This is a genomic window from Gordonia asplenii (assembly GCF_012933505.1).
In the GTDB taxonomy this organism is placed as follows: Bacteria; Actinomycetota; Actinomycetes; order Mycobacteriales; family Mycobacteriaceae; genus Gordonia; species Gordonia asplenii.
Genome location: NZ_JABBNB010000004.1, coordinates 1 through 24643, shown reverse-complemented (window position 1 = coordinate 24643; position 24643 = coordinate 1). Strand labels below are relative to the sequence as shown.

Here is a 24643-nt window from a genome sequence, read left to right as displayed (position 1 = left end):
CGACCACATAGGGTTGCAAACATGAGTCTGGACTCACATGACGCCGATGCCCCCGCCCACGTCGATCTGGACGTGACATCCACCCAATCGTGGCAGGCGCTCGCCGCACACCAACCGCACGTGTATGCGATGCACCTGCGGGAGGTGTTCGCCGTCGACCCGGCCCGCGGTCGTGAACTGCTCGTCGACGTCGGCGACCTGCACATCGACTATTCGAAGCATCGCGTGCTGCGCGAGACCCTCGAACTGCTGTTCAGTCTCGCGCGCGAGGTCGGCGTCGAAGACAAGCGCGACGCCATGTTCGCCGGTGTACACATCAACACCTCCGAAGACCGTGCGGTGCTGCATACCGCGCTGCGGCTGCCCGCCGACGCTGAGCTGGTCGTCGACGGACAGGACGTCGTCGCCGCCGTTCACGCCGTCCTGCGCGCGATGGGCCAGTTCACCGATCGACTGCGCAGCGGCGAATGGACCGGTTTCACCGGCAAGGCGATCACCGACGTCGTCAACATCGGCATCGGCGGTTCCGATCTGGGACCGGATATGGTGTACCGCGCACTGCGGCACTACGCCGACGGCCCTCGTTGCCACTTCGTCTCCAACGTCGACCCGGCCGACATCGTCGCCACACTGGCTGGACTCGACGCGGAGACAACCCTTTTCATCATCGCCTCCAAGACGTTCACCACGCTGGAGACACTGACCAACGCCGCAGCGGCGCGAACGTGGTTGTGGGACGAGCTCGACGCCACGGGCAACGCCGACGCCGTCGCGAAACACTTCGTGGCGGTGAGCACCAACGCCGAGAAGGTGTCGGAATTCGGCATCGACACGGCGAACATGTTCGGGTTCTGGGACTGGGTCGGTGGACGCTACTCGGTGGATTCGGCGATCGGCCTGTCGGTGATGGCGGCCGTCGGCAAGGAGGGCTTCGCCGAGTTCCTCGACGGCTTCCACATCGTCGACGAACATTTCCGCACCGAGCCGCTGGAGACCAACGCGCCGGTCATCCTGGCACTGATCGGCTTGTGGTACAACAACTTCTGGGACGTCGGATCACGTGCGGTACTCCCCTACTCCAACGACATGATGCGGTTCGCGGCCTATCTGCAGCAGCTGACGATGGAGTCGAACGGCAAATCCGTCGGCATGTACGGACATCACGAGATCACCGACACCGGCGAAGTGTTCTGGGGCGAGCCGGGCACCAACGGGCAGCACGCCTTCTACCAGCTGCTGCATCAGGGCACGCGCATGATTCCGTCCGACTTCATCGGCTTCGCCCGGCCGACCGACGATCTGCCGGTCACCGCGGACGGTCAGGGATCCATGCACGATCTGTTGATGAGCAACTACTTCGCGCAGTCGAAGGTGCTGGCCTTCGGCAAGACGGCCGACGAGATCGCCGCCGAAGGCGTCGACCCGCACGTCGTCGCACACAAGGTGATGCCGGGCAACCGGCCGTCGACCTCGATCCTCGCGCCCAAGCTGACGCCGTCGGTGATCGGGCAGTTGATCGCCCTCTACGAGCATCAGGTGTTCGTCGCCGGCGCGGTGTGGGGTATCAATCCATTCGACCAGTGGGGCGTCGAACTCGGCAAGACGCAGGCCAAGGAGCTGCTCGGAGTGATCACCGAAGAGTCCGCGCCAGGACCGCAGGGCGATTCGTCGACCGACGAGTTGGTGCGGTGGTATCGCGGCGAGCGCGGACGCGCGCGGTAGCCTTACCCGCATGAAGCCGACGCCGACCACCGTGCGCGCCATCGCCGTCTCCGTCACCGGACTCGCCGTCCTCGCCGCGACGTCGGCGTGCACGATGAACAAGGACACCGGCCCGACGACCAGTTCGGTGGCGACGTCGGCGGCGGTGAAGGTTCCCGCAACCCCGGCCGCGCTCACGGCGACCGGAACTCGATTGCATTGGGGCCAAAGCGCTTTCCTTCCCGCTCACACCTTCGCCCCGACGACCGGGCTGGCGATGTACACCGTCACCGGCGTCAATCCGGCGTCGAATGTGCCCGACTCCACCACCAAGGACGGCAAGGCCTACTACGTCTACCTCACCGTGACGTCCCTGGACCCCAAGGAGGCCCCGGCCCCCGACATCACCGGTCTGGCCGGTTCCGTCGACGGTAAGACGGCCGCGCTCATGGTTGCGCCGCCGTCGAAGAACAAGGACTGCGTCGCCACGACGCCGCCGGACAAGATGAAGTCGGGCGAGTCGTATGCGACGTGCCAGCTCGCCGTCGTCGACGCCGATAAGACGCTGACGTCGGTGATCTACTGGGCCAACACGACGACCGACCCCGCGCTGAACTACCAGCAGTCGCCGGTGGTGTGGTCGTCGCCGACGCCGGCGAGCAGTGCGCCCGCGTCGCCCGCAAAGCCCGCACCGACCAGCTGACGTCGATAGCTTCGCCGGGTGTCGGTGGCGGTCCGTACACTGGCACGGTGCGAACGGGGCAGAGGCAGTCCAGGCAGGGGCGATGGCGCGGGGTGCGTTCGACGGGGCGACTGGCCCGGCTGCAACGTGAATTCGACCCGACTGCGCAGCTTCCGCTGACCGTCGTCGTACTGCCGCTCGATTCCCGCACCACCACGAGCTCGGTCACCGCCACGCTGGCGCTGTTGATGCAAGCGACGCTCCCGCATCCGGTGGTCGCGGTCGACGCCGACGGAATGTCTCAGCCGCTGCGCAAGCTGCTGTCGTCGTCGGGCGCCGGCGATCTGATCGGCTTGGCGGCGTCGCACGACGCCTCACTCAAGCGAGCGCGGGTGATCGATTATCTCGATATGGCCGCCGACGTCCCGCTCGCGACTTGCTGGCTCGACGGCCCGGGCGCAATTCCGCCCGACTCGCTGCGGTCTGCGGCGTGGAAGTTGAAACGACGGTTCCCCTCGATGATCGTCGACGTACCGCGTGGCGTCCCGAAGTCGACGATCGCAGTCGCAACGGCCCTCGCGACCCACATCCTGCTGGTCGGCGACCCCGACGACCTCGGGCACGGCTGGCTGCACGAGGGGAAGTCGATTCTGGCTCGATCCGCTCGCCGCAACGCGGTGACGATCGCCGCGCTCGGCGGCACCGACGCCGTGCGCACTCAGTGCGCGCACGGCGACATCGTCCCGGTGCCGCAACTGCAGAGCACGGGCTATCGAACGGGCAGCGTCGAACTGCCCGACGATCCCGACGATCTGCTGGCCTACGCGGTGTTGCTGCGTCGGGTCTGCGCGTCGGCGACAGTTGACGGGCAGCCGGACGATTCACCGCGCGGCTGATCGCCTGCCTGCACCTGTTCGGCGAAGGTCTGCGATGATGGACAACCATGGCCGCAAACTTTGTGCGACTAACGATCCTTGCCGATGACAACCAGCTGGACATAAGCCTCCCGGCACACCGGCCGGTGGTCGAGTACATCGACGACGTGGTCTCTATGTTCGGGCCCTCGGCGGCGTCACCGACGACGGCGTGGGCGCTGTCGTCGTCGGCTCACGGACCGATCGAACTCGACGACTCCCTCGCCGACCACTCGGTTTCCGACGGTGCCACGCTGTTCCTCACCAAAGCGCCCGACGCCGCGCCGCCGCCGTTCATCGACGACGTGATCGCCGAAATGCAGCGCAGCGTCGACGGCGGGTACGAGCGGTGGACTCCAGACACTCGACGACGCTGGCTCAGCGCGACGCTCGCCGCAGTGATGCTCATCGGGTCTGGCTTCGTGTATCTGCGGCCCGGCGACGACGCCGTGGTGGCCGGTGCGCTCGCGGTGCTTGCGGCGGTATGTATGGCGGTGGGCATAGCCGGCCGTCGGGGTGCGCTGGGCTACCTGATTTGGGCGGGCGCGCCGATCGTCGGCGCGGCGGTGTGGCGGATCACGCACACCTCTGCGGTGGCGGCGCCGCTGTGCTGGTCATTGGCGGCTGCCGGGGCCGTCGTCGCGTTCGCGGGGTATGCGACCGCGCGGTCGCGACCCGTGATGGTCGCGGCGGGGATCGTCTCGGCGCTCTTCCTGATAGCGGGTGCGGCGTTTGCGGCCGGTGCCAATCCGACCGCGTTCACGGTGTGGGCGTCGATCGGACTGGTCGTCGGCTGCATCGTGACCCCGCGGATCGCGCTGACGTCGTCAGGGCTGTTGGCGCAGATTCGACGCAGCGAGCAGATGGAACTGGCCGATCGCGCAGCGGTCGACGCCGGGCTGCGCCGCGGGCGCGACGTCGTGGACGGGCTGGTATGGGCGGAGTCTGTGTTGGTGGTGCCAGTGGTCGCGACGATCGCCGTCACCGGCGTGTGGGAGCAGGCGCTGGTCGCGATCGTGTTGGTGCTCATTTTCGCGTTGCGCAGTCGTTCCTTCACGCATGTGCGACACGTAGCGCCGATGCTGGGTGCCGCGGGAGTTTCCGCCTTGATACTGGGTTGCGCTGTGCCGCAATGGTTTTCGATGACGGGAACGTCGGTGATCGGTGCCGGCGTGGTGGCGACTCTGGTCGTCGGTGCGGTGGTGCTGGCGGGGCAGCTGCCCGGGCTCGACGATGTTCCGGCCGCGCGGCTACGTCGATTCCTCGACGGCATCGACCTTCCGCTGGCGCTGGCGTACTTCCCTGTCGTGTTCGTCGGGCAGGGGATCTACGGCTTCTTCTGGCCGAACTGAGGGGATCAGCGTCGAGAAGCGAAATAGTCGATGATGTAGCCAGTGGCGATGATGCCGACCAGAATCACGCCCGCGAGGATCAGGGAGATCACGATGAGCCGGATCGCGAGGTCACGGCCACGCGCCTGCTGACTTCCGTGGACAAGCGCCGACGATGCCAGTTGCGTGCGAAGCCGGTGCGCCTGCAAGACTGTGCGCGGGTCACCCCCAGTGGTCATGTCGGCGATCCTACTAAACGGCGGAGATGGTGGAGTAGGGAGATCGGCGCCCACCGGATAGTCGAGTAGAGACCAGCGCGGAGCGCGGTCCCGTCATCGAGACCGCCGCAACACAACCGCACAACAGCAGCACAGAGCACAACCCCGGGAGGAATCTTGAGTAGCGACGACCACGCAGGAGTGCCGTCCTGGCTGACCGACGACGACGCCGACGAGTTCGACGCCCCGTCCGCAGCTGAATCCGCGCCAGTCGTTGGCGGTTCGCCGGCTGAACCCGGCGTCGACGCCGAGAAGCGCGTCGACGCGGGAACGGAATCTCCGTCCGCCGCGGTCTCCCCGTCGGCCCCCGCTCCGATGCCGCCGCGTCGTGGGTGGATCCCGGCCGAGGTCGACGACGAGGTCGGGGGCCAGGCTGACTCTGAGGTCGACGCGGTCCGCGACGAACCATTCGACTCGTCGACGACCACGCAGATCCCACTGACCACTCGCAACGACGAGCCGGCCGCACCCGCGCTTCCCGCGACTCCTCCGCTGCCCCCAGCGCCCGACGAATCCTCGATGCCGCGTCACTATCAGCCGCCCACGCAGCAGACTCCTCCGATGCAGCCGTTCCCGCAGTCGGGACCACACCCACAGATCCCGCCGCAGCAGTTCGGAACGCCCCAGCAGTTCAGTCCTGGTCCGCAGAATGACCAGCCCCGGCACTACGCGCAACCGCAACCGCAATTTCCGCCGCAATCGCAACCCCAGATGCAGCCATCACACCGACCGTATCCTCCGCAGGGCTCGGGCGGGCAACCGCAGTCGGGAGACTTCCGCCAACGCATGCAGCCGCCGCCGACCGGCCCCGGACAGCCGATAGTCCCGTCCGCAGGCAACGGAAACCTCACTCCCCCACCGGGTTTGGATCAGATTCGGCTGATCCAGCGCTCGCGCAAGGCACCGCAGTCGGGATGGCGGCGGGCGGTGCACAGTGCGACCGGCGGCGTCGTCAATCTCGGCGATAGTGCGCACCAACAGCACATCGACGCGTTGATCGAGCGGGTCCGGCAACCGATCCGAGGCGACTATCGTCTTGCCGTCCTCTCCCTGAAGGGTGGCGTCGGCAAGACGACTACGACGATCGGCCTCGGATCGATCTTCGCGTCGCTGCGCGGGGATCGGGTGATCGCGGTCGACGCCAACCCCGATCTCGGAACGCTGGCGAGCCGCGTTCCGCAGCAGACGCAGTCGAATGTCCGTGGCCTGCTCAACGACCCCAACGTCGTGCGGTACTCGGATGTCCGTGCGCACACCAGCCAGGCGCGTAGCCGCTTGGAAGTGCTTGCGTCCGAACGGGATCCGGCGGTGTCGGAGGCGTTCAGTGAGGCTGACTATCGTCGAGTCGTCGACATCCTGCGCAATCACTACAACATCGTGCTGACCGATTGCGGCACCGGCTTGATGCATTCGGCGATGAAGGGTGTGTTGGAGCTCGCGCACGGAATCGTCTTGGTGACGTCGCCGGCGATCGACGGCGCGCAGAGCGCGTCGGCGACACTGGACTGGCTCAACCATCACGGGCACGAACGCTTGGTGAGTCAGTCGGTGGTCGTCATATCGTCGTCGAAGCCGGGCTCAGCGGCGGTCGACATCGACATGATGGCCCAACACTTCCTCGGGCGCACTCGTGCAGTTCAGGTGATCCCGTACGACAACCACCTCGCTGAGGGATCCCAGGTGGACCTCGATCTCATCGACCGAGCCACCCGCGATGCGTTCATCGAATTGGGCGCGACTATTGCCGACGGTTTTCCGGTCACGGTAGGAATGCCGCCGAATGGCGCTCCGCCGCAATGGAAAGGGTGATGCGTAACGACTGTTATGTGCCATTCTGCAGAGCGTCGGGGAGGAACGAATCGAGTCGGAATCAATCCCCCAACGCCTGATTGACCTTGTCTTTGTAGCCGACTACCGCGTCGCCACCCGCACCGATCAGCTTGGATACGGCATCCAGAATCTGACTCACCGATGTGGCCGCTTTGTCCCAACTGTCGAAGACGTCGACGAATGTGTCATGTTCGGTACCCACCCACCCGCCGCGGCCTTTGATCTTGCCGTCCAGGTCTGTGATGTCGGCTTGCAGGGCATGGGAAATGTTCAGCACGCGGTCTTTCGCCGACGTCGCTGCCGAGTCACGCCAAGCGAAGATATCTCCAGCCATGATGAGATCCGTCCCCAATCTCAGATGTGAAAATTGAATTGCGACAAATTGCCCGCGGCTTTGTTCGCAGCGTCTGCCAACTGGCTGTCGATGGCCTCGGCGCCATTGCCGATCGCTTCAGCGACTTTACCGAGATCGCCGATAGCTTCCGACAGCATCTTGATGCTGGTTTTCCACGCCCCCTGGAAGGCGTCTTCGGAACTCTCCACCTTGGCGCCGTGGCGGTGGTCGTAACCCGTGACCGTGGTGCCTGCGGCGTTCTCAGCGTCGAGCTGTGTCTTCACGTTCTGCAGATCCTGGCCCAGCCTGATCATGTGCTGCTTGGGCACGCGAATGTAGTCACCCACGCGAGAACACCCCTTCCCCGTCGACGGCATCACTCGTTGCCGAGGCTAACATCATCACATCGTGTCGGCCACCCGGGCCCCGACTCTCGTCAGCCATTGTTCACTCGGTAGGAGACCAGCGAGACGGCGTCGGGCAGGTCAGCGGCCGGAGCCGGTTCAGTCGGGACCGCGTCTGATCCCCAGGACACACTGGCGATCAAGCGAATGACCATGTCCCGCAGGGCCTCGGTCAGGTCGGGCCGCGGAGCGGTCGTACCGACGACGAGCGTCCAGGTGGTCGACGGCAGCGGATAGAACGCCTGCACCGACACTGACTCCCTGGTGGTGTCACCGTCTTGTTGCTCGTCGGTCCGTACAAAGACGACGTACGCGTTGCCCGACGGCGTGGTCAGTTCTTCGGTCGTACCCGGTTTTGTTTCGAGGGCTTTCCGGATCGGAGCCATCGACGCAAGCCGCGGTGAACTCGATGTGAACATAACGTTGAGGGCCACATTTTCGATCCTCCCCTCCGCGTCGACGCCGGGTCGAATCAAGGTCAGCAGAACGCGATTCTTCTGGGTGACCGCAACGGCGTCTTCCAGCGACCGCAGTAATGCACGACGCACTCTTGCGGCGACCCGTTTACCACCGTAATAGTCGTCGACGATGCGCTCGTTCTGACGCTGCCAGAGCGAAGGGTGCGTCTGCAGTACCGCCCAATCGGTGGGTAACGCGACTGACCACTCGAAGTTGGGCCGCAAAGCATCCGGGTGCCACTCGATGGCGAGTTCACGAGGAGATATCCGGTCATCGTGTGCGGAATCCTCCGTACGGTCGTCTGTCTCGCCGTCAACGGTCACTGCTTGCCCTTCGGTTGTCGTATCGAGTCTGGATCGGTCACAACTAATCGCCGTGTGCGTCGGCCGGCACCAACGCCAATTGAATTCGTCGCGGAGACTTGCCACGTTGAATGAGATCGCCTCGGCCGGGAGGCAACTGCGACATCCATGCTTTCGGCCACATCTGTCCCTCCTGCCGATCTCCCGAAAGCAGCAGACCGGCTGAACCGCTTTCCTTGAGCGCCTGGATCACCGGCTCGTACATGGCACGCGATGCGCCACCTCCGCGCCGCAACACCACCACGTGGAACCCGAGATCACGCGCCTGCGGCAGAAAAGGAACGAGGGGGCGCAGCGGGCTGTTCGTTCCCTCCATCAAATCGTAGTCGTCGGCGATGATCACGACTTCGGGGCCGGACCACCAAGACCTCTCGCGCAGTTGCTGGGTGGTGATGTCATCAGGCGGCACACGTCGCTCGAGTTCCTTCACGATCGAAAGCACCAGTTGCGCAGCGACATTCACCGTCCCGGCGTAGCCACCGATGAACTCCGTCGGCACGATGTCCATCAACTGCCGTTTGAGGTCGAACACGGCGAACACCAGTTGTCCCTCGGAGAATCGCGGGCACAGGTCGTCGACGATGGTGCGCGCGATGTTGGTCTTGCCACTGCCGGAATCACCGAGGACCAGCAAATGCTGATCGGTCCCGAGCAAATCGAGGCGCGCGGGCATCAGGTCGGATTCGTTGACTCCGATGACGACGTGACCGACAGAAGGATGCTCACGCTTTATCGCGTCGAGCGAGATCTCGTCGGGCAACATCCGTACCGCCGGCGCGTTGGCACCGCGCCAGGCGTCGGCGATGGCGGTAATCGTGGCCTCCGACGTCGTCAACGCCTCAGCCCCGTAACTGGGCGTCGAGACCTGGCACATCAGCTGTTCTTGGTCGACGCATCGCCCCGGATTGTCGGGACGTATGGTCTCGATGAGGCGGCGACCGATCGTCGAATCGAGCGGGTCATTCAATCGCATCTCGACGCGGGTGCCCAGCATGCCCTGCATCTGCACCCGAAAATCGGCCCAGCGGCCGGTGGTGACGATGAGGTGTAGTCCGAAGCCGAGGCCACGGGCGGCGAATTCCTGCACCTCCCGCGCGAGTTCTTCGTATTCCTCACGGAACGTCCACCAACCGTCGATGACCAAAAATACGTCGGCGCAACGTAATTCGGGTAGTTTCCCGACGCGGTGCAGCTGACGCATCTGTTCGACGGTCTCCAGCTGGTGGTCGGCGAAGATCCGTTCCCGTTCGGCGAGTTGGGTCATCATCTCGGCGACTGTGCGCCGAATACGGTCGGTGTCGAAGCGCGTTGCGACGTCGCCGACATGCGGCAGACGGGCCATCGGTCGCAGCCCGCTTCCGGCCATGTCGATCAGATAGAACGCTGCTTCGTCTGGGGTGTGCGTAAGGGCCGCGCCCAGGACCAATGCGCGCAGCGCCGTCGTCTTGCCGGACTGAGGTGATCCGATGAAGACCATGTGGCCGCCAGATCCCGCGAGGTCGAGGATGAACGGCCCCTGCCATTGCCGAAGCGGGCGGTCTTTGAGCCCGATCGGGAACCGCAACTGACCCCAATCGGTTCGGTCAGCGGCGGTCAAGCCGCGGTCACGGGCGATCTCGATCGGACCGACGACGGCGTCGAAAGTCAGCGACGACGGTAGCGGAGGAAGCCAGATCTGGCGAACTCTGTCGGCATGCCGGCCCAGTCGGACGGCGAGCATGTCGAGGGTGGTCATGCTGAATGGATCATCGTCGGCGTCGACGTCGGTGCCGCGAATGGATCGCGTGTATTCGAGTTGCTTGTCTGCGAGCCAGGCCGACGTTGAGTTGTTCAGTCCGAACGGCATCGGTATGGGCGGCAGGGTGGTGTCTTCGGCCTCGGCGGGTGGAACGTATTTGCCCGACACGTAGGCGGCTTTGAATCGCGAGAAGATATCGGGATCGACTTTGAGAATGCCGGAACCCGGAATGGGTGGAAGTTGGTGGGCGTCGGGCGATCCGATCACGGTACGGGACTCTTGGGCAGAGAAGGTGCGTAGCGCGATGCGGTACGACAGGTGCGATTCAAGACCTCGCAGTTTGCTCTCTTCAAGACGTTGAGTGGCTAAGAGGAGGTGTACGCCGATGGAGCGGCCGATGCGGCCGATCTGGACGAAGAGATCGATGAAATCCGGTTTGGCCGTGAGTATCTCACCGAACTCGTCGATGATCACCAACAGGTCGGGAAGTGGCTCCAGGTCTTGCCCGGCGTCACGGCGTCGGTTGTATTCAGTGACGTTCGGCAACGACCCGGCGGCCTGCAATACCTGTTGCCTCCGCTGCATTTCGCCGAGAATCGCATCATGCAGGCGGTCGACGAGTCCCGCGTCGTCGGAAAGGTTGTCCACCATCGCGGTGGTGTGCGGCAATTGGTCGAGTCCGGCGAACGCCGCACCACCCTTGTAGTCGACAAGTACGAGAGCCAGACGCTCAGGCGAATGCCAAACGGCTTGTGCCAGAACGAGAGTGCGCAGCACCTCTGACTTTCCCGATCCGGTGGCACCTACACAGAGCCCGTGCGGGCCCATTCCGTCCTGTGCTGATTCCTTGAGGTTCAACCGCACCGGTGAGCCGGTGGCGTCGACGCCGAACGGGACATTGAGGAAGTCGTCGAGGGGCCGTGGCGCCCACATTGCGTCGATGTCGTAGGAGCCGAAATCGTCGATACCGAGGAGCCGATCCAACGTGATCGTCGTTTCGAGCGGGGCGTCCGGGACGGTGTCCTCGACAAGCCGGATCGGCGCCAGCCTGCGTCCGATGTTCTCCGCGAGCGCGACGCTGACGACGTCGAGCGAACCACGGGTGGCCCCCCGGGTCAGTCGGCGCTCGCGTTGAGACATGTCGTCGTCGCCGATCCGTTTGGGGCCCTCGGTAACGACTTCGACTGTGACTGAACGATCGTCGGCGATCGTCACGCGGGAGTCGACGATGCCGGGCTCCAGCTGACGGTCGGTGTTCAGAACGACCAGAACGATCTTGAGCTGTCGCAATTCCGGGCCGACGAGGACCCTGGACAATACTTCTCGGCCGTGAGGGTCGGTGGAGTCCATCACGATGATCAGGTGGTGGCCCTCGACGATGTGATCGCCGTAGCGCTTACCCTTCTCGGCCAGGTCGTCGCGGCGACGGGCGATCTCCTCGGTCAAAGCGGTGAGGTCGTCTGCGTCGGTGGACGTCTGTCGGCGCCCGAGTGGGCCGTCGAACCTCTCGGGGTCGAGGATGTGTGGAAGCCACAGCGCCCAGCGGTACGCCTCGGATAGACCGCGGACCGGCAGTGCAAGGTGTATGCGGACATCATCGGGGGCGTGGAACGCTGCGACGTGCGCAGCCATCGCGCGGACGGCCTCGTATGTGAGTTCGGGTGGCCCGACGACCGAGACGACTCCCGCGAGTGGGACCGCGATCGGCAGATTGTCGATGCGCTCGGTCAGCGCGAGGACGCGGTCCAGGTGCGCTTGAGCAACCGGCTCGGGCCGTTTAAGGGGGTCATCGTCGGTTGCGGTCCGTACCGTGCGTGCCAGCGGTCCGACGCCGCTCCCGATGCGAACAGTCAGAAAATCGGGGTCGGTCGGTCGTCTCTCCCACAACCTTGACGGGTCGCGAATCACTTCGAGGAGGTTCGCCGGCGCTGGATGCCGCCGCGTCGCCAGCTCGCGCTGATCGCGGATCTCGTTCTCGATGTCGGACCGGGTGCCGGCCAAATATTGGACGTAGACGCCGCGCTGCTGCTCGGCCTTCTTGCGCGCGCCCGTCTTGGCGTAGACCAGCATCGCGATGCCGCCGATGATCGCTCCCGTCACCATCGCGCCACCAGCGATCATCCTGATCGGGTTGCCCGACGACATCATCATCGCCATCATGCCCAACCCGGCGAACAACGGCAGGATCGCGCGGAGTGCCGACTGGCCCCCGCCGGTCGACTCGATCGACGGCACACGCGCAATGACCAGCGGATCCTTGGGTAGCGGGTCGCTATGGAGACGCGCTGGTCGGTGGACCAGTCTGGTACCCAACAGAATCACCCCTCGGTTGCGCTCAGCAAGCGGCTTCCACAGTACCCGCCGATCCATCTCTTGATACTTCGCCGACGCAGTTTATCTTGCTGCTGCGCCTATCATCCATTGCGGTCAAGTTGTCGCCGCGACCGGGTGCCGAAACCGCCCCAATCAGATTCCATAGCGCTACAAATTCTCAGTCCGAGCTCGGACGATACTCCCCTACATCGGGAGTCTGGTGACAACGAACACCATCCCGATGAATAGCGAATGCGCAGGAATTACACTTCAGATTCGTCGCGGTAGACACAGGTCCGCGCCAATCGTCTGGTTATCGCCGCCCTCGACATGGCCGCCGAGAACGTTCCTATCGTTCCTGACGTCACAATATTTCGCAGCGACCGCGGAAGTCAGTATATGTCGTCAGACTTTGCTCACTGCGCCACGAAACACAACGTCAAGCGGTTTGTTGGACGCACCAGCGTCTGTTAGGACAATGCGTGGGCCGAGTCGTTCAACGGCACTCTGAATAACTAGTGTGTCAACCGAAAGCAATACCCGACACGAGAGCGTGCGGCAAAGGCCATCACGCGGTATGTCGAACTACGATACAATAGCAGGCGCCGCCATTCGGCGCTGGACTATTCGACGCCTAGTCAAGTAGAGGTGAATGGTTCGGTCGCGGTACAGCGTGACATTTCTCGGACAATCGACTGTCCACGAACCGCCGGACACCTCAAAACTCGTGGATCAACTCTAACCCACCCGAGCCATCGGGCCACCACAACGCCGGTACGTCGTCACTGAGCGCGAACACTCCGACTGCCTCCGAACGCGCATACCGCAAGCTCGCCGCTCGAATCTCTTCTGCGTCACCCCATCCACCAGCCACATACACCAAAGCCGGATAACTCGACGAATAATCAGCCGCAGGCCCACCATCATCGTCACCACCACCGTCCGGAAACTCATTCTGCATCAACGCACACCAACGCCCCAAAGCCGAGCTCGGATCGACACCCCCCGGCTCGGTCTCATCATCCATTACATCCTCGTACCACCCGACAAACTCATCAGGCTCACGTGGCGCCACCCGCACATCAAACGCCGCGATATCATACGACATCACTCACCACTCCTACCCGGTCGACGAAATTCCTTCTTTACCGTCAATGGCTTGATCACGCGTGTCCTATCCCGCTCTGCATTTGCAGCAATACGCTCACGACGCTCAACCTCCCGCTGAGCCTCACCCTCTCGTTTGCGACGAGCCTGCTCGGCAACCGATTCGATCAGCTGCCGACCCAACTCTCGACGATCAAGCGCTTGGAGAAGCTTAGCTCCATCATCAGCGAGATCGGCACGGCCCTCATCTGAGAGCGGCCCAGATAGGCAGAGCTTCTCGAAGAGTCTGTATCCTGCATCGACCTCGCCAGCAAGACCTGTCACAGCCAGGCAATGGAGACCATTAAACCGCCAAGCCTGGTCCGAGTTGGCAAGGTATAGAGCGGATATGTCGTCAAGATCAGATATCTCATGACGGAGTCTATTGACAGCTCCTTCAACAGTAGACACGTAACGCTCCGTACGGTCAGACGCAGCCACTTCTCCGCTCTCCCGCAAGGTAAATTTCCAACTACTTGGGGAAGCTGCGACGGTCGCTAGACCGGAGGCCCAGGCACGGTCATCGGAGTCGAGTCCCGCTACACCGCGAAGCGCGGCCACGCGTTCAGAATGTAATGACAGGCTCGTATCTATTTCCGCAGTTGGCTGACCGGTCCCTCGGCAACCGTCATCGATGTATAGTGCAAACACGTACGCGCATACCTCTAAGCAGATATCGTCTGACAGCTTGACTACTAATCGCTTGCCATCACAATTTGGATAACATAGCCTCTTCGCCAACCACCCCCGTACAACTTCTTCAACGGACTCCTGTAACTTCTGGATTGCAGAATCACTCATAGCGAACTCCAAGAGACTTTAGTATTTCATGATGATCGACGAGAAATCGGTGTGAGATTTAGCGAGATCAACGACCTGGCCACTCTGGTCAAGAATCTTGCTCGACATTCTGGCAGCATTATTTCCGTGGAAAGTAATAGCACCGCCATTCTCGACGTGCGGTATCAATACCTTTTGGTTTCTCGTAAATCTCGCGAAAGGACCATTCTCGACTTCGACTATGGCCTTGTTACCTCATTCGTTTTCCTGCTCCTTTGAGAGTCACCTCTTTGCCTACAACCTCCCAATTCCTTGACGCAAGGTCCCGTGCAGCGCGCCCGACTCCCTTGTCTCCCTTCAAGACGCTGGCGAGCCCACACACTTTTCAGCCCGAGTGGGTCGATCCACGTGTACGGATTGTGCACATACGCCGTCGCCGACGCCGGATTCGGCCCCGCACCCAACGGATCAGTCGAGGTATACGCACTGGTCACAGGCTTGCAATACCGGTACCGATTGTAATGCAACCCCGTCTCAGCATCGTACTGCTGACCCGCGAACCGCAACACCGTCGACGCACCCACCCACCGCGTCTGCCCCCACACCGACACCGATATCTCATCTTTACCGCAGTTCTGATCGGGTCCGCAAGAGACCTGATAGCATTGCAGCCGGAAGGTCAAGCATGTCGTATGACTCCGATCGTGCCCTCGCATAGCGTCGGTACAGCAGGACACAAGATTGCCCATTAAGCCCACACGACGAATTGGAACGCGAATACGACCATGGGAGTATGGGACACCGGCCCTTTCGACAACGACGACGCGGGCGACTGGGTCGACGAGTTCGATGAGGCTTCACCCGACGAACGGTTGATCCTGCTGAGGTCAACTCTTCAGACGGATGGCGACAATCTTGAAATCGATCGATGTTTGACAATAATCGCGGCTGCCGCGACTGTCGCTGCCCTCATTCCCGGAGGCCCGAGCGTCGACGAGGCCTATGGGCCACAGTCGTTGAACGAGTCGGGGGTCCTAGTGACACCGGACCTCAGAGACAACGCTAGGCGATCACTCATCGTCGCTACGGCAGCAGGAAGCGAATGGTCGGAACTATGGGCTGAGGTCGATGGGCGCGATGAAGCACTCGAAGCCCTACACGCTGTGCTGCAGGCACTCATAGCAAAGTAGCCGCTAACGATCGCCCATCCACCATTGAGGAATCGGCCATTTTGGCAACGGCCTATGCTATCGACGAACGGGCTCATACCACCAGGCATACGGTCCCAGATTACCAGAGCCCAAAAGTGGCCCCGCTATCGACGGGTGAATCTCAACCTGATCTGCCCAAATTCCGTCCCGGCAACGATGACAATGCAGCTACTCGAAGTTCCGCGAGGCTTACAACCGCCGATCACGCTCAATTCGGGCCAATCGTATTTCGATGCCCTCAGCGTCAGTCTCGCCGGCAATAGGAAGCCCGTCAATACTACGGGTACCAACATCACCCACTGGTAGCCACGAGGACAGCTCCGGGTCGCCTAACTGAACTAGCTGCGAAGAAGAGGGCTCATAAAAGAGAGGCTCAATCCACCTTTCCGCCCAGTCTGCCCCATCGTGCCCAATCACAGCCCACCGCTTGAAGTCACGATTTCTACCGTAGAACACCTTGATTAAATCGGCGTTGCCGGCATTGTGGCTTTGCCTACACTCTTCAACCGTGGCAGCGAGAGAGGGTACGAAAAAGTAGCCAATGGCAGTAGCCACACCCTTTGTCTGCCTCCCAACCCTAGACACAAATCCTACCGCTCGACCACTATTCTCGAGTGGCACCTTGACCCACAATGAAGGGACGAGGTTCTTCACGGTCAACGGTTCTAGCATCTCAAACTCCTCAGATTACGCCATCCCCACCCTCAGTACGTTCTCCAGTATACCAAAGCTTCCGCCTCTGATTTGCGATATATACTGACTTCCGATCTGATATTTATAGAGGTTATTTCCAGCGTTTGGTCCACTTTGAGAGAGTCCACGAATTAGGTTGCCCATTTGTCCGTTGCTTTGCGTTTGCGGGAAGTGGTTCATGTAGACTTGCTCGACACCAGACCGAAGATCCCGGGCAGATGAGGTCCTTCCCGAGATGGTTTCTAACTGACGGAAGTCCAATCCGGAACGGAATGGATTCGCCTTATGCGCTATCCTTCTGCTCGCGAAATTTGTTGCCTTACCGATGTATTTTAGTTCCCCGGTGGATTTGTCGAACAGGCCGTACACACCTCCACACATTTTCAGCCCGAGTGGGTCGATCCACGTGTACGGATTGTGCACATACGCCGTCGCCGACGCCGGGTTCGGCGCCACACCCAACGGATCAGTCGACGTATACGCACTGGTCACAGGGTTGTAATACCGGTACCGATTGTAATGCAACCCCGTCTCAGCATCATACTGCTGACCCGCGAACCGCAACACCGTCGACGCACCCACCCACCGCGCCTGCCCCCACACCGACGCCGACGCCCTACCCGCCACCTCCCCCGTGACAGGATCAATCAACTCCGTCGGCGCACCATTCAGATCCGCCACAATCGCAAAGAACTCAGCATCAACCCGCCCCTGCGGCATCTCACCCGACACCGCACCACGACGACGTTCCCCAGGACTGAAATGCCGACCATGCTGCTCCAACGGCTCACCCGAAACGGGGTGATACGTCCACACCCACGCCGACGCACCACCCGCACCCATCCCGCCTCGCGACGTATGAGCAGTGTTCACCTGAACCGCCAGGTCATCACCATCCCAACCAAACACCACCGAATCCAACACACCACCGTCAGCAGAGGTGTGACACTTCGATACCCGACGTCCGAACGCGTCGTACCCATACCTCCACCGCGTCCCATCCGACGCAACGACCGCCCGAATCTGACCAGTCGACGAATACTCAAACCGCGTCAACGCAGGCTTACGCGACAACCGCGACGTCGCAATCGTGACAAGCTGACCGGCGGCATCGTACGAATAACGTGACCGTCCGGCCCGCGTCACCAATGTTCCCGACGAGCCCACCCGCTCCGACCCACCGACCCGAGCTGCCCCAGCTACCGGGGACGAGGCCACCCCGTCCGCACTGGCATCAGCACCACCACTCGCGGCCAACACACCCGCCGCAGAATATCCATACCGCTCGCCGCCGACACCATCAGCCGACACCGAACAGACCCGACCCACCGCATCCAACCCGAAACGGCTAGTCCGCCCCGACACGAGTTCAGTCAACGACTCCACATACGAATCGGCCCGATACGACCACCGCCGCCCACCGACCACTCGTCGACCACCCACCGCGCCACCGCCACCGCCACCGGCAGACCCGATCTGCAACGACGTCAAACGCGACCGAGCGTCGTACCCAAATTCCACCCGCGACGACGCACCAATTGCACGACCCGACTCCCGACCGACCCGATCATAGGAGAACCGCAACCCATCAACACCCGACGCCCCACCAACCCCACCATCGGGCCCCGTCGTCACCACCGACCCGATCAGACCATCAGGGTCGAAACCAAACACCGTCGTCCACACACCGCCCGCCGGCCCAAGTCCCGATCCATCGACCCTACGAGTGACACTGGTTCGGTCAGGAGCCTCCTCCCACGACACCGACACCGCATTCACCGACTCACGGATCACACGCCCGGCGTCGTCACGGACATACTCAACCCGGGCATCACCATTAACCGCAGACATGATCTCGCCCGCAGCATTGAACACGAACTCCTTCACATCGTCGTCAGCGACAACTCGGACAACCCGCCCCGCAGCGTCATACACCGTCTCAGACCGTCGCCCCAACGCGTCGATCCGCATCACCCCACGTCCAGCGAGGTCATACGTGTACGACGTCATCGCACCGTTGAAATCAGTCTCTGCCCGAACACGGCCGGCCCGGTCCCGATCAAACTCCCAGACGTCACCGTCGGGGTTGGTCACCGCGATTGGCTCACCCTGCGTCGAATACGACATCCGCAGGCGTCCACCGTCAGCAGCCAGCGACACAATCGGCAGATCCATCGGCCCGAACTCGGCCGTCACACGATGACCAGCCTCATCTACCGCAGCAACCAGGTTCCCTTCCCCGTCGTACTCACCGAACTGCGTAGTCCCATCAGAATTCCTCAGAGACACCAACAGATGATCCGCATTCCACACCTGTGACGTCGTATTACCGTCGGGGTCCGTCGACTCGACAACATTGCCAAACACGTCATACACGTATGTCCACGCACGAGCACCCGGCTCCACGACCAGAATCGGACGCCCCGCATCATCGCAGGTCACCTCGGTCACCAGTCCCGACGAGTCCACAACCTCGGACAACACCGACCCCGTTGCCCGGTAGTCAAACTCGTAGCCGGTCCGACGTCCCGCGGGATCAACCACCCCGACGACATTCCCCGCCGCATCGAGCTCGATCTCAGTGACCCGCCCCAACGGATCAACCTGTCGAACCGGGACGCCGAGCGTTCCGAACTGCGTCGCCGACCTCACGCCGTCAGGCCCCACCGTCGCAGTCACGGCGCCGAACTCATCGCGCTCGATCACCGTCTCGCCACCAACGGGATCAATCACCGACACCACGTCATGAGCCCGATGACGATATGTCGTACTCCCACCAGCCGGATCAATGTGCTGCCACACGTCCCCCTCAGACGTCGACCGATACACGTGGACCCGGAGCTTGCCCAATACCTCGTCGAATAACGAAACCGATGCCTCATCGGGGCGAACTTCGACGCCGCCCGCATCGCCCACGAAGGCGATACCAGCCGCGCCGAGTCCCCGCTCGCCGAGCGCCGACGCCAACGGCAACGACGCCAGCCGATCCAGCCGTGCCTCGACCGCGGGACCGTCGATACTCGAATCAAGTTCCGTCACGGACTCGATCAACGCGAGCATGCGCCCACCCGCAGGGGCACCCGGGTAGATGTCTTGCAAGTACACGAACGCGTTCGCGTAAACCCCACCCGATCCCGCCTGAACAACGACGCGCCCGTTCACGTCATAACGATGGCGGTAAGCGTGTCCATTACGGTCAATCCAGCCGGTCAATCGATGCTGAGCGTCGTACTCATAGCGCATGGCGCGGCCCGACCAATTGGTCACGGCGACAAGATTATTCGCGGGTGAATACTCGAACCGGCGCGCAACTATCGGATTGGAATCCTCGGAATAGACGCTCAGCTGGGTGACCAGGCCTGTCATGTCATCAGTAGCCACCTCGACAATCGCGCCGCCCGAATGAAGCATACGAGACAGATACCCGGTGTGAGCGTCATACTCGACATCGATTCGATGCCCCGTGTGATGCACGATCGCAGACAGACCCACGACCAACGACATGTCGAGTATGCCGACGATGGTCGCCTCACCGACGACCGAAGCAGACTCCAGCGACGATGTTTCACCGAACATCGCATACTCATAAGTCACACCCGTACGCACATCACGCACGCGGTACGCGCCGTCGACAAAGGACAGGGGCATCGTGCCAATTTCGGGCAACACTTCGGCGTCCCCAAGAGGATGGGGATATCGAAGCACTGCAGCCTCCCCGGTGAGAACCGAAATCCCTTCGGCATCTATCTCGACGCGCGAATCGATCGTCGAGCACCACGAAGGACCGAACCATCGGCCCGCTCCGAACGACGATATATGCGAGCGTTCCAAGATGAACGGAAACGCAGCATCGATTCGAAGATCTACTTCCGTATCAATCAAGTGTCCCGATGCGGCATCCACTGGTTCGCCACAATCGAAAACATTCTTTACACCTTTGGCGAACTTACTTTCGCTTGCCAGTTTTCCGAGCTTTCCTAGCTCTCCCAGCTTTCCCACCCCGGGTATCGCCCCCACCGCATCCATCGCGAACTGACCCCACGACCGATTTCCCGTCAACACGAGTGCGGCGCTGATCGCCAGCCCAATACCCACCAGCGCCCCACCGATTATTGTCCCCAGCCCAGGAAACATCATCAAGATGCTTCCGACGAACGTCAGCAACTCCGATATCTTCCCCAAAATGTCGGCGTGACTGTCAATCCAATCACCAACACCCTTCCAAAAGGCGTCCCACCCAGACGGATTCTTCTCGAACGGGGTGTCGTGTTCCTTGTCGACGATCCCCTTCGCCGTCACCGACGCGGTCTCCATCGCCTCGTGGACGCCGTTGGCCTGCGTCAACAAACCATTCCACACCGCCATCATCGCGTGGTAGTGGGTCCAGGCCGCCGCCAACTCTGCGCGCACAGCATTGGTATGCGCTTCCGCAGCGGTGAACGCCGCATCCGCCTGACTCTCATTCGCGACTGCAGCGGGCAAGCCCGGGGTGGCAGCCGCCGCTGTCACCGCAACCTTCGCCTGCGCCAGATTGCCCGACGCCGTCGCCTCAGCCCCCTCAGCCGCAGTCAACTCCCCCTCCAGGCGATTCACGTTGTGAGCTGCAGTCTGCACCGCCTGATGTGAGCCCGGCGCTTGCGTGCGGATTGATGTCATCAACGTGTGCTGGGTGGTGAAGACCGCACCAAACGCCTTGATTCCCAGACCCACGTTGCGGTGAGCCGTCGCGGCCTTCGTCAGCCAATCCGGCAGATGACTATCGAGCTTCGATCGAAACTTCTCTGCCTCGCTGCCCTGGAAGTCTGCCGTGTTCAACGACCGCAGTAACCGGGCGGCGTCGTCGGCCTGATCGGCGAATTTCAGATACTTCTTTGCACCGTCCATCACCGACGACGGCGTTCCACTCAACCACATCGGCCGCGGATCGATCTGCGCGGTAAATGTCTCCAACTGCGGCAACAACGGAGCAGGCACGAACCCTCATCCTCCCGAAAAAGGTCAGCAACGAATCGATCGATCACCGAGCGCGGGCGGCCCGCACAAACTCTATGAACTAGCCATGAAGAATTGTGTTGTTGATGCCCTTCTGCATCGACAACACCTGCTGAGAATTATCGCCGAGGGTCTGCCGGATCTGGGTCAGCACCTGGGTAATCGATTCAAAACCACGAGACACCTTCGAGTGCACACCGGAATACGCATCATGCTCGTCACCCGACCACGCCGCCGCCAACTTCTTGACGTGCGCTTCCAAATCGTCGACAGCTGACTGAAGATTTGTCGCCGCGGTCTCTACTCGCTGCTCCGCATGCTGCGCAGCGGTGTGGTCATACGAATAATCTGCCATCACGAACTCCAATCACGTTTGAATGAATCAACAGAACAAGCGAGTTTAGATGTGGGTGCTCTCCGCATCGTGAAAATTCATGTGCGACCCCGATGCACGAACCGTGTCGTTCTGCGACGATTCACCCTGTGTGTAGTCCGACGACACCTGCTCGGTGCGACTCCCCAACTGTCCCAGGGCCTTATTGACCTGATCCGCCGCAGACTTCCACTGGTCCTTCAACCCTGACAGCGCGTCCTTCGCACCGCCCTCAATCTTTCCCAGCAGGTCATCCATCGCCGACTCGAACTCAGATGAATTCGACGTGAATTTTCCTACGGCATCCTGCAGGTTCGTCGCATGCCCCTTGACTGCGGCGTGCTCGACCGAAAAGAAACCAGCCATGATAACCCTCCCATTAGCCTAAACAAAACCTTGGACAATCGATAACGTTAGCCGCGGCAACGAACTCCTGCAATCGTTCGGCTCAGCCTCCCGGTCCTCGTGGTGCGCCACCGCCGCCGCCTGGTCCTTGCATGGAGTCCGGCAGCGTCAGCGTCGGGAGCTTGGGTGTGCCCAGGTCGGGCGCGGGACCGAAGGGAATACGCGCACCGCCGGGCAGCGGGATCTCGGGGACGGTGGGCGCGGGCGCGGGTATGCCGCGTCGAGTGATGGTCGCGTGCATCAGGTACACGTTGTAGCTCGACCACTGCGACATCGTGAAGTACAGGTCGTTGCCTTTCGACCAGGGGTGGATGCTCGCGCCGTAGATCGACGGGTAGTTCGACGCCGAGGCGACCACTTGCGGCGCTGTCCACGGTCCTTGCGGATTCGCGGCCTGCCGCAGCACGATGCCGTTGTTGAACACGTCGGTCGAGAGCATCAGCCACCGCCGCAGCGAGGGACTGTATTGGACCGACACCTCACCGATGCCGCCGGAGACGACGGATCGGGGTTCGGCGGTGAGCCCCGTCTGCCAGTGATCACCCATCCAGTACTGGTAGGCGGCCCGGTTGAGGATCTGGCCCGCGGGGACGCGCGCCACGTACACGCCGCCGATGCGGCCCTGTTCGGTGCCGAACATGTAGACCATGCCGCCGCGCCTGGCCAGCGCGGGCATCTGGAAGTTGCGGGCCGGGCCCGCATTGGTCCAAAAGGCGCTCCCCGACTTACGCCAGGTGGCGCCGTTGTCATCCGACGCCGCGATACCCGCATAGTTCGACGTCCACGACCCCGGCGCGGGACCGTACCGGCGGATCGACGCATACGACACGTACTGGCGGCCGCCGATGGAAATACCCGACGTCGGCAACGTGGTGATCTCCGACCCGTACACCCTGCGTGCCGGGATCACTTCCCGCGCATGGTTGGCACGGTTGGTCAGAAATGAGCTGTAACTCATCTGGTTGAGATTGCGGGTCGAACTGTACGCCAGCGTATTGACGCGCCAGTCGAATCCGGTGGGCGAGGTGGTGCCGGTGTCCCCGGCGAAACCCGACCCCAGAGTGCCACCCTGCTTCAGATTGACATACGGCAACGCCGGGAACGGGATGTCTTTCGACATCACCGGCAGATTGACTCCGGCGCCACTGACCAGCGGCGGCTGATCACTGCCCTCGCCCTGCGGGCGGGGCGTGCCGAACGTGTCGCCGAACATCGTGATGATTTGCCCGCTACCGTTGTCCCACATGACCGCGCTGCCCGCACCGGCGACATTCCATTTGGTGTCGGTGTGATCGGCTGAATCGGCGCCGGTCAATTTGGTGACGAACCCGTTGGTCACGCCACCCTTGGTGATCGGCTGCCCGGTACCCCGCTTGTCACCGACGTTCTCCGGCTTCGCCGCCGGATAGAGATCATTGCCCGGACCGGTCGGCGCGGTTGTCTTATCACCGGGAACGATGGTGATCTGATTCTTGTTCTGGTCATCGGTGGGCTTGGGCAGTTCCGGGACCGCCGGTGCCGGCGGCACGATCATCGCCGCGTTCGCCACATTCGGCACACTCAACTGCGGTTGAGCATTGAGATTGGGAACCTGCGTCGACTGTGCACCACCCGAGTTCGACGAACACCCCGCCAGCGCCACGATCGCCGACACACTCAGCACACACCCCACCAACACCCGCGGGTGCGCCTTACGTTGTCCTGCCATGGACGTTGTTCTCCCCATCATCGTCCGTACCGACCCGCATACGCGTGCACCTTCTCCACCAACCCCGGCGTCGAATTGTATTGCGCCACAGCCGCTGCCCACCCATCTGACTTGCGCAGATCGCCGCCCGCCGCGCACAGGAACCGGGCCACCGTCAATGCCGCGTCATCGAAGTTGTCGGGGTCGGCGACGCCGTCATTGTTGGCGTCGGTGGCAAACTGCTCCCACTTGCTGGGCATCATCTGCATCGGGCCCATCGTGACATCGATCAGCGAGTTGCCGTCATAGCGGCCCGCGTCGGTGTCGGCGACGGGCGTCGCGTGAGCCGGGTTCGCCTGCGACAGGCCGCGCAGCTTCGGCGACACATTCCCGTTAGCGTCGACCGATGCCCCACTGGCGCTGCCGTGATCACTCGATACTTCGCCGATCGCGGCGAGCGTCGACCAGCCGATGCCGCAGCCCGGCACCGCCTTGTCCATCGCCGCGGCCGCATAGGCGTACGCCTGCAATACCCGCACCGGAATCCCGTAGGGCTCACTATGCAACTGCGACCACGCCCGCAACTGCACCGACGGCGCGTCCTGCTTGGCCTGACCGTCATCCTTGTTCAACCGCGACGTACACCCCGCCAAAACAGCGACCATCACCAGGACGCCCACAAAGCCCGCCAATTTTCGCATTGCTGCTATTCCCTCCGACCCATCGCGCAGCAGCCTACCCCACTCGTGAGTCGAACGAACTACGTGCGGGGCTGGCGCATACGACCACCTTGCGTTGATAGACGACACTTGCGGTAGTCGCCCTGGTCAGGTCGATATACTCGTTTTGAGGGTGATGTTGGTCACTCTCACGAGCGTCATTCGCGGCCACGAGAAGTTTCGCTCCACAAAGAGCCCATATCCGACATTATCTGCATATTGGACACAGGGTCCGGCCTCGAACTCGGGCCTAGCCCAAGCAATCCGCCCTGAATGATCGACGCGGACTAA

At 62.3% G+C, this 24643-nt stretch carries 19 protein-coding genes and 1 pseudogene; 7 read left to right on the top strand and 13 right to left on the bottom strand.

The genetic code is table 11. The annotated features are described in order from the left end of the window. Nucleotides 1–21: 21 nt before the first annotated feature. From pgi to eccD, 4 genes are read left to right on the top strand one after another with little or no spacing between them, the layout of a single operon-like run. Nucleotides 22–1722: a glucose-6-phosphate isomerase gene (pgi, locus tag HH308_RS04615; RefSeq protein ID WP_170193011.1), complete on the top strand. Its 1701-nt coding sequence runs from the start codon at nucleotides 22–24 to the stop codon at nucleotides 1720–1722. Between the two features lie 10 nt (nucleotides 1723–1732). Further along, the gene (locus HH308_RS04610) at nucleotides 1733–2404 is read left to right on the top strand and encodes a hypothetical protein (protein WP_170193010.1); all 672 of its coding nucleotides are present in this window, start codon (nucleotides 1733–1735) and stop codon (nucleotides 2402–2404) included. A 47-nt stretch (nucleotides 2405–2451) separates the two neighbouring features. Then, a complete protein-coding gene (locus tag HH308_RS04605) occupies nucleotides 2452–3279 on the top strand; it encodes a hypothetical protein (RefSeq protein ID WP_170193009.1) in 828 nt (275 codons plus the stop codon). A 47-nt stretch (nucleotides 3280–3326) separates the two neighbouring features. Beyond that, nucleotides 3327–4649: a type VII secretion integral membrane protein EccD gene (gene eccD / locus HH308_RS04600; protein WP_170193008.1), complete on the top strand. Its 1323-nt coding sequence runs from the start codon at nucleotides 3327–3329 to the stop codon at nucleotides 4647–4649. Between the two features lie 5 nt (nucleotides 4650–4654). On the opposite strand, the gene HH308_RS04595 is transcribed toward eccD, so the two are convergent. Continuing rightward, the gene (locus HH308_RS04595) at nucleotides 4655–4867 is read right to left on the bottom strand and encodes a hypothetical protein (protein WP_170193007.1); all 213 of its coding nucleotides are present in this window, start codon (nucleotides 4865–4867) and stop codon (nucleotides 4655–4657) included. Between the two features lie 354 nt (nucleotides 4868–5221). Here HH308_RS04595 and HH308_RS29675 point away from each other — a divergent pair, with 354 nt between their 5' ends. Continuing rightward, nucleotides 5222–6715: a MinD/ParA family ATP-binding protein gene (locus HH308_RS29675; RefSeq protein ID WP_446684911.1), complete on the top strand. Its 1494-nt coding sequence runs from the start codon at nucleotides 5222–5224 to the stop codon at nucleotides 6713–6715. Nucleotides 6716–6776: 61 nt separating this feature from the next. Here the strand turns inward: HH308_RS29675 and HH308_RS04585 are convergent, their stop codons facing one another. From HH308_RS04585 to eccCa, 4 genes are all read right to left on the bottom strand, one after another. Continuing rightward, complete coding sequence (locus tag HH308_RS04585; RefSeq protein WP_170193006.1) at nucleotides 6777–7070, bottom strand: WXG100 family type VII secretion target; 294 nt, start codon at nucleotides 7068–7070, stop codon at nucleotides 6777–6779. Between the two features lie 20 nt (nucleotides 7071–7090). Next, entirely contained in the window at nucleotides 7091–7417 is a 327-nt protein-coding gene (locus HH308_RS04580) for a hypothetical protein (protein WP_170193005.1), read from the bottom strand. Nucleotides 7418–7506: 89 nt separating this feature from the next. Then, nucleotides 7507–8256 (bottom strand): hypothetical protein, encoded by a 750-nt coding sequence (locus HH308_RS04575; protein ID WP_170193004.1) that lies wholly within the window; start codon nucleotides 8254–8256, stop codon nucleotides 7507–7509. A 43-nt stretch (nucleotides 8257–8299) separates the two neighbouring features. Further along, nucleotides 8300–12403, bottom strand: coding sequence for a type VII secretion protein EccCa (gene eccCa / locus HH308_RS04570; RefSeq protein ID WP_211188185.1), 4104 nt, complete (start codon nucleotides 12401–12403; stop codon nucleotides 8300–8302). 474 nt (nucleotides 12404–12877) lie between these two features. Here eccCa and HH308_RS30645 point away from each other — a divergent pair. After that, nucleotides 12878–13135, top strand: a pseudogene (locus HH308_RS30645) (hypothetical protein); the annotation flags it as partial. Here HH308_RS30645 and HH308_RS04565 read toward each other — a convergent pair. The 3 genes from HH308_RS04565 to HH308_RS30640 all read right to left on the bottom strand — a co-directional run bounded on the left by HH308_RS04565 (nucleotide 13065) and on the right by HH308_RS30640 (nucleotide 14988). Further along, complete coding sequence (locus HH308_RS04565; RefSeq protein ID WP_170193003.1) at nucleotides 13065–13454, bottom strand: hypothetical protein; 390 nt, start codon at nucleotides 13452–13454, stop codon at nucleotides 13065–13067. The pseudogene HH308_RS30645 and the gene HH308_RS04565 sit on opposite strands and share 71 nt — an antisense overlap. Continuing rightward, a complete protein-coding gene (locus HH308_RS04560; protein ID WP_170193002.1) occupies nucleotides 13454–13903 on the bottom strand; it encodes a hypothetical protein in 450 nt (149 codons plus the stop codon). Before HH308_RS04560 ends, HH308_RS04565 begins: the two co-directional genes overlap by 1 nt. Before the next feature lie 608 nt (nucleotides 13904–14511). Then, complete coding sequence (locus HH308_RS30640; RefSeq protein WP_376767172.1) at nucleotides 14512–14988, bottom strand: RHS repeat-associated core domain-containing protein; 477 nt, start codon at nucleotides 14986–14988, stop codon at nucleotides 14512–14514. Between the two features lie 69 nt (nucleotides 14989–15057). Here HH308_RS30640 and HH308_RS04550 point away from each other — a divergent pair, with 69 nt between their 5' ends. Next, nucleotides 15058–15462, top strand: a complete 405-nt coding sequence (locus HH308_RS04550) for a DUF4259 domain-containing protein (RefSeq protein WP_170193000.1) — start codon at nucleotides 15058–15060, stop codon at nucleotides 15460–15462. A 708-nt stretch (nucleotides 15463–16170) separates the two neighbouring features. On the opposite strand, the gene HH308_RS04545 is transcribed toward HH308_RS04550, so the two are convergent. From HH308_RS04545 to HH308_RS04525, 5 genes are all read right to left on the bottom strand, one after another. After that, nucleotides 16171–21150: an RHS repeat-associated core domain-containing protein gene (locus HH308_RS04545; protein WP_170192999.1), complete on the bottom strand. Its 4980-nt coding sequence runs from the start codon at nucleotides 21148–21150 to the stop codon at nucleotides 16171–16173. A 79-nt stretch (nucleotides 21151–21229) separates the two neighbouring features. After that, nucleotides 21230–21523: a WXG100 family type VII secretion target gene (locus tag HH308_RS04540; protein ID WP_170192998.1), complete on the bottom strand. Its 294-nt coding sequence runs from the start codon at nucleotides 21521–21523 to the stop codon at nucleotides 21230–21232. Between the two features lie 45 nt (nucleotides 21524–21568). Next, nucleotides 21569–21907: a WXG100 family type VII secretion target gene (locus HH308_RS04535; protein ID WP_170192997.1), complete on the bottom strand. Its 339-nt coding sequence runs from the start codon at nucleotides 21905–21907 to the stop codon at nucleotides 21569–21571. Nucleotides 21908–21989: 82 nt separating this feature from the next. Further along, nucleotides 21990–23654, bottom strand: a complete 1665-nt coding sequence (locus tag HH308_RS04530) for a glycoside hydrolase family 183 protein (protein WP_170192996.1) — start codon at nucleotides 23652–23654, stop codon at nucleotides 21990–21992. Nucleotides 23655–23671: 17 nt separating this feature from the next. Then, nucleotides 23672–24334, bottom strand: coding sequence for a lytic murein transglycosylase (locus HH308_RS04525; RefSeq protein WP_170192995.1), 663 nt, complete (start codon nucleotides 24332–24334; stop codon nucleotides 23672–23674). Nucleotides 24335–24643 lie beyond the last annotated feature (309 nt).

Bases quoted from the DNA above. Each gene is read 5' to 3' on its own strand.
- pgi (WP_170193011.1), top strand. From the start codon at position 22: ATGAGTCTGGACTCACATGACGCCGATGCCCCCGCCCACGTCGATCTG.
- HH308_RS04610 (WP_170193010.1), top strand. From the start codon at position 1,733: ATGAAGCCGACGCCGACCACCGTGCGCGCCATCGCCGTCTCCGTCACC.
- eccD (WP_170193008.1), top strand. From the start codon at position 3,327: ATGGCCGCAAACTTTGTGCGACTAACGATCCTTGCCGATGACAACCAG.
- HH308_RS04595 (WP_170193007.1), bottom strand. From the start codon at position 4,867: ATGACCACTGGGGGTGACCCGCGCACAGTCTTGCAGGCGCACCGGCTT.
- HH308_RS29675 (WP_446684911.1), top strand. From the start codon at position 5,222: ATGCCGCCGCGTCGTGGGTGGATCCCGGCCGAGGTCGACGACGAGGTC.
- HH308_RS04585 (WP_170193006.1), bottom strand. From the start codon at position 7,070: ATGGCTGGAGATATCTTCGCTTGGCGTGACTCGGCAGCGACGTCGGCG.
- eccCa (WP_211188185.1), bottom strand. From the start codon at position 12,403: ATGGATCGGCGGGTACTGTGGAAGCCGCTTGCTGAGCGCAACCGAGGG.
- HH308_RS04565 (WP_170193003.1), bottom strand. From the start codon at position 13,454: ATGTCGTATGATATCGCGGCGTTTGATGTGCGGGTGGCGCCACGTGAG.
- HH308_RS30640 (WP_376767172.1), bottom strand. From the start codon at position 14,988: ATGCGAGGGCACGATCGGAGTCATACGACATGCTTGACCTTCCGGCTG.
- HH308_RS04550 (WP_170193000.1), top strand. From the start codon at position 15,058: ATGGGAGTATGGGACACCGGCCCTTTCGACAACGACGACGCGGGCGAC.
- HH308_RS04540 (WP_170192998.1), bottom strand. From the start codon at position 21,523: ATGGCAGATTATTCGTATGACCACACCGCTGCGCAGCATGCGGAGCAG.
- HH308_RS04535 (WP_170192997.1), bottom strand. From the start codon at position 21,907: ATGGCTGGTTTCTTTTCGGTCGAGCACGCCGCAGTCAAGGGGCATGCG.
- HH308_RS04530 (WP_170192996.1), bottom strand. From the start codon at position 23,654: ATGGCAGGACAACGTAAGGCGCACCCGCGGGTGTTGGTGGGGTGTGTG.
- HH308_RS04525 (WP_170192995.1), bottom strand. From the start codon at position 24,334: ATGCGAAAATTGGCGGGCTTTGTGGGCGTCCTGGTGATGGTCGCTGTT.